We start from the raw sequence: 7,225 nt of genomic DNA, 5'->3' as shown, positions 1-7,225 counted from the left end.
GGTGGTGGAGGGCAACGTGGCCCGCGCCCGCCGCCCCCGCAAGGCGACCCGGGCCGCCCGCCGCGCCCGCCGCACCCGAACCGACCTGCACCCCCGACCAGCCGCCCGGGACAGATCAAAGAACCGGCCCACCCCCAAACGACCCACCCGCACCTCGAAGAACGCGGCGAACGATGTGATGACCTCCAGCCGTGTGCCCGACCGGCGCACGGTGCCCGCCCCACTCCCCATCGGGAATGGACAGCGTCCGGCGGGCCAAGCACCCCAGATGACCCGCTCACCCGCGGGGCGTGCAGGGCTTGTACGCGATCCTCACCACCGGACCGGCTTCCACCGCGTCGCGGCCACCCCCGTACTCCCCCTGGGACAGTACGCAGACGGCCCGCCACGGCCACGCCCGCCCGAAATCCTCAGGTAAATACAGAGAATCGCAGACGCTCTTGCTGTAGCCCTTCACCGTGTTCATCGACAGGTAGGGCTCCGCGCCGATCTCCCGCTGGCTCAGCGGACCGCACAGAGCACGCAGGATGGAGTGCTCCCGGTCGGTGAGCGGTTCCGCCGGCCTGCCGGCCCGGCTGGTCATGGCCGTTGTGCTCCGCCCGACCCGCAGGCGCGTCTCGGTGAGGGCGGCGGCCGCCGCGGGGAACACCGGCCCGCTCCGCGCCACCTCGTCGGCCTCGGACAGAGCGGCCGACGCCGCCCGGCGGTCCCCGCAGGCCAGTTCCAGCTCGGCCAGAGTGACCAGGGCCCGTACGACCTGGGTGGGGTGACCGGTGATCTGGGCCAGGTCCACGGCGTGGCGCAGCAGCTCCCGCGCCCGGATCAGCTGCCCGTCGCGATGGGCGACGACGCCCTCGGCCAGCCGCAGGAAGACCACCGCCGGCGCGGCGGCCTCCCCGAGCTCGGCCTCGATCGCCGCGACCTCGGGAAGCACGCCTCGCAACAGCACGCGTACGTGCTCGGTATCGCCTCCGTTCGACAAGGCGATGGCGAGCAGGCCGGTGGCCTGGAGCCGGATGAACGCGGGCAGGCCGGCCACCGCGGCCCGTTCCACCGCCTGCGCCAGCACCCGCGCCGCGTCATCGTGGTGCCCTGTGCCGGACAGCACGCTTCCGAGAGCGATCCGAGAGATCACCCACCCGGGGATCCCGGGGTCCACCTCCAGGTCGACGGAACGGCGGGCCATGGCGAGCAGTTCCTCTGGAGTCCAGCCGTCCTGGGCGTACACGGCTCGCAGCGTCATCGCCGCCGCCTGCCCCGACCGCCATCCGGCTGGAGGGGCGGTGCCGGCGGTCATGGCAGCCTCGGCGGTGTCGAGCAGCGGGGCCACGCGGTGGAGGCGGCCGGTCAAGCCCGCGGCCGACGCGAGCGAGATGCCCAGCCTCGGATTGGCCCGTACGGCCTGTGCGTCGAGGCTGTCACCGAGCCGCAGGTAGGCGCCGATCGCGCCGCGGGCAAGGAAGTCGTCGTCGGCGGCGGCCAGCAGCTCCGCCGCGCCGTGCTGGTCACCGGCCGCGATCAGGTAGCGGATCGCCTGCTCCCGGTCTCCGGCGTCGGCATGCCACCGGGCGGCCCGGCTCAGGAGCTGCGGCCCGGCCTCGGGAGTCACTGTGGCCAGCTCGCGCCGGAGAGCTTCGCGGAACAGCCGGTGATAGCGGTACCAGAACCGCTGGGAGTCCAGCGCGACGAGGAACAGATCGGCCCGTTCCAATTCGGCCAGCGCCAGTTGGGAGTCGGCACGTTCCAGAACGGTGTCACACAGCGGCCCGCACAGCTGATCGAGCACGGATGTGCGGAGCAGGAAGTCGCGCTGGCCGGCGCGCAGGCCGTCGAGCACCTCGCTGGTGAGATAGTCGATGACGTGCCGCGCGTCGCCGCCGAGCGGGTCCGCGTTGGCCGGAGGGCTCAGGGCGGCCCGGATCGCCAGCGCCATCAGCTTGATCCCGGCCGCCCAGCCTTCGGTCCTGTGGACCAGGGCGGCGACGCCATCGGTGTCGAGAGCGTCGCCTGCCACCCCGCTGACCAGGCCGGTGGCCTCGTCGCCGGTGAAGCGCAGCCCTGCCGCGCGGATCTCGGCCAGCTCTCCGCCGGCCCTGAGCCGGGCCAGCGGCAGCGCCGGGTCCAGCCGGGAGGCGACGAGCAGGCGAAGGGAGGGCGGCAGGTAGCTGAGAAAGAACTCGACGGCCTCGTGGATCCGCCGGTCACGGAGCACGTGGTAGTCGTCGAGCACGAGGGCGTGCCGCCCGGTCATCGCTTCAAGGTCGTTGAGCAGGGTGGGCACGGCCACCTCGAGCGGGTCGATCTCGGTCACCCGTAAGGCCTTCAGCGCCGCGCCGCCCAGCCCGGCACCGCCCAGCCCCGCATCGTCCAGCGCCGCGCCACCCAGCCCCGCGCCGCCCAGCGCCGGGCTCACCGTCCGCAGGGCCGAAATCAGGTAGGTCCAGAACCGGTGCGGCTCATCGTCGGAGTCGTCCAGCGTGAGCCATGCGACGGTGGTGCCGCCTGCGGGGGCGATTCGCCGGGCCCAGTCGGCGAGCAGGGTGGTCTTCCCCCATCCCGCGGGCGCGACCACGACGGCCAGGCGCTGGGAGTGGTCGTCGAGCAGCGTGGTCAGCCTGCCCCTGCCGACGGTGCCCGGCCGGACTGGCGGGACCAGCAGTTTGCCGTTGATGAGGGGGTGCGTGAGCCCTGGCGCGGCAGGCGGCCGCTCGTCCTGCAGAGCCATCCGGCCTCCGCTCGCCCAGAACAGGTGATGTCGCCCAGTGTGCCACCCGATCGCAGCCTCTGCCTGCGGAGCGTCAGGCGTCGCGCGTTAGTGGCCTCCCGCTGCTGGTCGGGGTATGGCTTCGTGGTCGCGGAGTTCGTTGGTGGCTTCCTGGTAGGCGGTGGCGGCGCGGGCGAAGTAGTCGAACAGTACGGCGCGCTGCTCGGGGGTGTAGTCCTGGATGATCGCGCCGATTTTCTCGCGGGCCGGGGCCAGGGCCTCGTCCAGGCCCGATGGAGCGGCGACCGGCTCGACGATGACCTTGCGGCGGTCGCCGGGGTCGGGGACGCGGCGGACGTATCCGGCCTGCTCAAGGCGGTCGATCAGCCGTGTGGTGGGGCCGGTGGTCAGGCCCGTACGGCGGCCGAGCTCGCCAGGGGTCAGGGCCCCCGTCAGCGTCAGGATGTTCAGCGCATACAGGTCGGTCGCGCCCAGGTCGACGGCCTTGGCGCCGGCGTGGCCGTGCAACATCACGGCGCTGAGATATCGCCGATAGACCGCTGCTGCCTTCTCGGGTGTTGACACGTACCGGCCTCCCTCCTAATCTCTTCCTTAGAGAAGAGAAATCTTCAAGGCATTAACTTCTCCTAAGAAGTTATCACGAGAGGGCATCACCCATGAACGCTCACACCGCTGACACCCACGCCATCACCGCCGTGCTCGACCGTCTTGCCACCGCCTGGAACCGCGGCGACGGCGCCGCCTACGGCGCACAGTTCACCGCCGACGCCACCTACATCACCTATGTCGGCACTCTCTACATCGGCGCACAGGAGATCGGAGACGCCCACCAAGCGCTGTTCGACAGTTTCCTCAAGGGCACCAACCTGGCCAGTCAGACCCTCAGCATCCGCTTCACCGGCCCCGACACCGCCCTGGTCATCACCCGCGGCGACACCTACAAGGGCAAGCCCGGCAAGCCCGGCAAGCTGCACAAGATCCAGACCTACACCCTGCTCCGCCGGCCCGGCGGCGACTGGAAGATCGCCGCCTTCCAGAACACCAAGCACCAGGCCGTCATGGAGGCCATCTCCTTCGCGTTCCAGCCGGCCAGCAAGCCCGCCGCCACCCACGCCTGAACCACCGCCTGCCGCCAGCCCGCTGAACCTGCTTCCTGACGGCTCAGGTCAGTCCGCCCTGGCGTGCCTTGACAATCACCTCGGCCCGGTTGGCCACATCGAGCTTGGCGAAGATGCTGCTCACCCGATTACGGACGGTCTTGTCTGACAGGTGCAGCCGCTGGGCGATGACCTGGTTGCCCAACCCGGCCGCGACCAGCCTCAGCACCTCACGCTCCCCATCCGACAGCTCGGGGAACGGCTTGGCCACCACGCCGCCGCCGGCGTTGAAGAACGCCTTCAGCCGTCGCGCGACGTGCGGGCCGTAGACGGCCTCGCCTGCCGCCACCGCCGTGAGGGCGCGGCCGATTTCCGCGCTTCCGGCTCCCTTGAGCAGATAGCCGAGGGCGCCGGCCTGGATGGCCGCGAACACCGCCTCGTCGTCGGCGACCATCGTCAGCATCAACACCCGGGCGTCGGGCCACTCCTCGAAGATCCGCCGGGTCGCGGTGACCCCGTCGATGCCGGGCATCTGGATGTCCATGAGGACGACGTCCGGCCGGTGCCGCAGTGCCTCCTGTACGCCCGCCTCGCCATCCGGGGCTTCCGCGACGACGGTCACGTTCAGCTCTTCGAGCAGCACGGCCAGCCCTTTTCTGAACACCGGGTGATCGTCGACGAGCACGGCGGTTGTCATGAGCGGTCCCCTGGGTGGAGGGGGAGCAGGGCGGCGACGGTCGTTCCCTTGCCGGGAGCGCTGTCGAGCCGCACGGTCCCGCCGAGCTCGGCGGCCCGTTCCCGCATGCTGGCCATCCCGACGCCTGCCCGGTTCACGGCGGGGTCGAAGCCGGTCCCGTCGTCGGTCACCGAGACCGCGAGGTCGTCGCCCGCCTCCCTGAGGGTGACGGTGACCTGCCGAGGGCCACCATGTCGCAGCGCGTTGCTGACCGCTTCCTGAACGATCCGGTAGGCCGCGACCTCGACGGCGGCAGGCAGCTCCAGGGACGAGCCGAGTTCGGCGTGCACGGTGATCGACGGTACCTCATCGGTATCGACAGTGGCGGCGGCGGCCAGCCCCGAGGTCAGCGCGCCGACCAAGCCGAGCTCGTCGAGTGCCGGAGGGCGGAGCCCACGGACCAGGCGGCGTACGTCCGCGATAGCCTCGGCCGTCTGGTCGGCCGCCGCGCCGATCAGGCGCGCGGTCCTGCCGGTGTCGCCGCGGCCGAGCACGCTGCCCGCCGTGTCGACGGTCATCGCGATCGCGGCCAGCTGCGGTCCAAGGCCGTCGTGGAGGTCCCGGCGCAGCCGCCGGCGCTCCTCCTCCCGAGTGGTCACCAGCCGGTCGCGGCTGCGTTCGAGGTGGTGGGTCAAGCGCACCGCCTGCGCGGTGCTGGCCAGGGGGCCTGTCAGGGCGGCGAGCACCACTCGGTCCTGCGGGTCCAGAATCGTCGAGCCGGTACGGGGCATCGCGTGCAGGACTCCCACGGTCTCACCGTGCAGCTCGAGAGGGAAGGAGCCGGCGAAGCGGAGGTCGAGGTGCCCGGTAGAGGTCTCGACGTCAGGCCCGTCAGGCATCCGTACGCTCACCGCGACGCCACGCAACCGGAGCCCAAGGGCGACGGCGGTGGCGGCATCACGCAGGGCCTGCCGGGGTGAACCCGCGCCGCGGACCGCGGCATCCACCCGGAGAAACAGGACATGCGGGTCGGCCCGATCGCCGTACAGCAGCCGGTCGATGGCGCGCTGGACCCGGACCCGAGCCGGATGGAAAAGCAGTGCGATCGTGAACGCCGCCGTGAAGGCCGTGGCTCGGCTCGTCTCGCCCAGAACGCTCCCGGCCCAGCCGACGACCGCGGCGTAGACCAGAGCCGCCCCGGACAGCAGCACTCCGGCCACGAGGGTGCGGTTGACCAGCACGTCGATGTCGTAGAGCCGATAGCGGAGCGCGGCGACGACGATGCAGGAAGGGATCAACAGGACGGCGAGCGCACGCACCCACCACGGTGCCACCGCGGTGGCGACGACGGTGGCCGCGACGCCGTACCCGATCCATGCGATCTGCCGTCGCTCCACCCCATCGGCGCGCCGGAATCGCACCACCAGGGAAGCCAGGCCGAGCAGCATCAACGCGACGCAGCCGCCCAGCAGCGCCAGCCCCACGGGAAGCACGACGGGCTCGATCGCCTCGATGCCCAGCGGGTTCTCCGGGACCGACGCAAACCCCAGCTCTCGGGGTGTCACCGCGGCCACCACCGTTGCCCCGATGACGAGCCCGGCGGCGACCCTCGGCAGTCGCGACCACCACCCGGCCAGCGGCCGGCCCTCTGGCAGCAGCAGGGGCAGGAGCACCGCGACCAGGCCGAGCGGCGGGATCCAGCACCAGGTCGTCAACCACGCCGCGGCGCCGGCCAGCGGCCGCGGGTCCAGTCCCAGAAGCCGCGTGTCCAGACCGGCCGCGTCGCTCCAAGCCGTGAACGACAGAGAAAGGACATAGCATCCGGCGAACGCGCTGATCGTGACCAGGAGCAAGCCGATCCGCCGCGCCCGCTCGTGCCCGGCCAGCCAGGCGCCGGCGGCGGCATAGGCCGGCGCCAGGACCGCTTCCGGCGTGCCCATCAGCCGTTCCAGGTAATCGGCACCGGTCAGCACCGGCAACGCGACCGCGGCGAGGGCCGCGGCCACGGCCAGCGCCGAGACCAGCCGGGCCACCGCCGGCACCGCCCGGTATTCGTCCTGCATAGCGTGGCAAGTATAGGAGCGCCCTACTGACCGGTTCGGCCGTTGACGACCGACGGGCGGGCGAACGTCACCAGGATCGAACGTGCGGCGCCGATGCAGGCCGCGATCCACAACCAGTGCGCGTCGACGGGACCGGCGTTGCGGAGGCCGAAGTCCACGACCAGGAACACCAGCATGGTGAGCGCGACCCACCGGGGTACGGACCTGGTGAGCAGCAGACCGACGATCAACACCAGCAGGCCGAGCGCGGTGCCGACCAGGAAGGGTGCCAGGAACGTCAGGCCCAGGAGCGGATGCGCCTCGACCCCATCGAGCAGGGCGCCCGCCCGCACCAGGTCCGTGCTCTGGCTCAGCGGCACCTGCACCAAGGACATCACGTGCATGCCGAAGAAGCCGAACATGCCGGTGAGCAGCAACGCGATGGCGACGCGACCGGTGCGCGGCGCGCGCTGCCCCAGCAGGTGGGCCAGGGCCAGGAAGCCGATGCACATGAACGGAATCGCGAGCGTGCCGAGCATGACGAGCACCGGGTAGGTCACGCCCGAGTCGGCGATCGCCTGCAACTTCTCCGCGCCTGTCGCAGGCTGTGCGGGCAGCAGCAGCCGCATCCCGATGGACTCGGCGCCATTGAGGAGCGCTCCCCCGACGAGGCCCACGACTGCGA

At 71.5% G+C, this 7,225-nt stretch carries 7 protein-coding genes; 1 reads left to right on the top strand and 6 read right to left on the bottom strand.

The annotated features are described in order from the left end of the window. From ACTWQA_RS34820 to ACTWQA_RS34810, 3 genes are all read right to left on the bottom strand, one after another. On the bottom strand, window positions 1-231 hold a 231-nt coding region (locus ACTWQA_RS34820), incomplete at its 3' end, for a hypothetical protein (RefSeq protein ID WP_443163223.1). A 46-nt stretch (window positions 232-277) separates the two neighbouring features. Further along, entirely contained in the window at window positions 278-2,725 is a 2,448-nt protein-coding gene (locus tag ACTWQA_RS34815) for a hypothetical protein (protein ID WP_443163222.1), read from the bottom strand. Between the two features lie 87 nt (window positions 2,726-2,812). Then, the gene (locus ACTWQA_RS34810) at window positions 2,813-3,289 is read right to left on the bottom strand and encodes a MarR family winged helix-turn-helix transcriptional regulator (RefSeq protein WP_443163221.1); all 477 of its coding nucleotides are present in this window, start codon (window positions 3,287-3,289) and stop codon (window positions 2,813-2,815) included. Between the two features lie 92 nt (window positions 3,290-3,381). Here ACTWQA_RS34810 and ACTWQA_RS34805 point away from each other — a divergent pair, with 92 nt between their 5' ends. Then, complete coding sequence (locus tag ACTWQA_RS34805) at window positions 3,382-3,843, top strand: SgcJ/EcaC family oxidoreductase (RefSeq protein ID WP_443163220.1); 462 nt, start codon at window positions 3,382-3,384, stop codon at window positions 3,841-3,843. Between the two features lie 43 nt (window positions 3,844-3,886). Here the strand turns inward: ACTWQA_RS34805 and ACTWQA_RS34800 are convergent, their stop codons facing one another. From ACTWQA_RS34800 to ACTWQA_RS34790, 3 genes are read right to left on the bottom strand one after another with little or no spacing between them, the layout of a single operon-like run. After that, window positions 3,887-4,519, bottom strand: coding sequence for a response regulator (locus tag ACTWQA_RS34800; RefSeq protein ID WP_443163219.1), 633 nt, complete (start codon window positions 4,517-4,519; stop codon window positions 3,887-3,889). After that, entirely contained in the window at window positions 4,516-6,561 is a 2,046-nt protein-coding gene (locus ACTWQA_RS34795; RefSeq protein WP_443163218.1) for a sensor histidine kinase, read from the bottom strand. The genes ACTWQA_RS34800 and ACTWQA_RS34795 overlap by 4 nt, the downstream gene beginning before the upstream one ends. Before the next feature lie 23 nt (window positions 6,562-6,584). Next, window positions 6,585-7,217 carry a hypothetical protein gene (locus tag ACTWQA_RS34790; protein WP_443163217.1) on the bottom strand — a complete coding sequence of 211 codons (633 nt, stop codon included), beginning with the start codon at window positions 7,215-7,217 and terminating at the stop codon, window positions 6,585-6,587. Between the last annotated feature and the right edge of the window lie 8 nt (window positions 7,218-7,225).

It is taken from the genome of Nonomuraea sp. 10N515B (assembly GCF_052245915.1).
GTDB lineage: Bacteria > Actinomycetota > Actinomycetes > Streptosporangiales > Streptosporangiaceae > Nonomuraea.
Note: the sequence above shows the minus strand (reverse complement) of the source record. Positions and strands in the feature narration are given on the sequence as shown.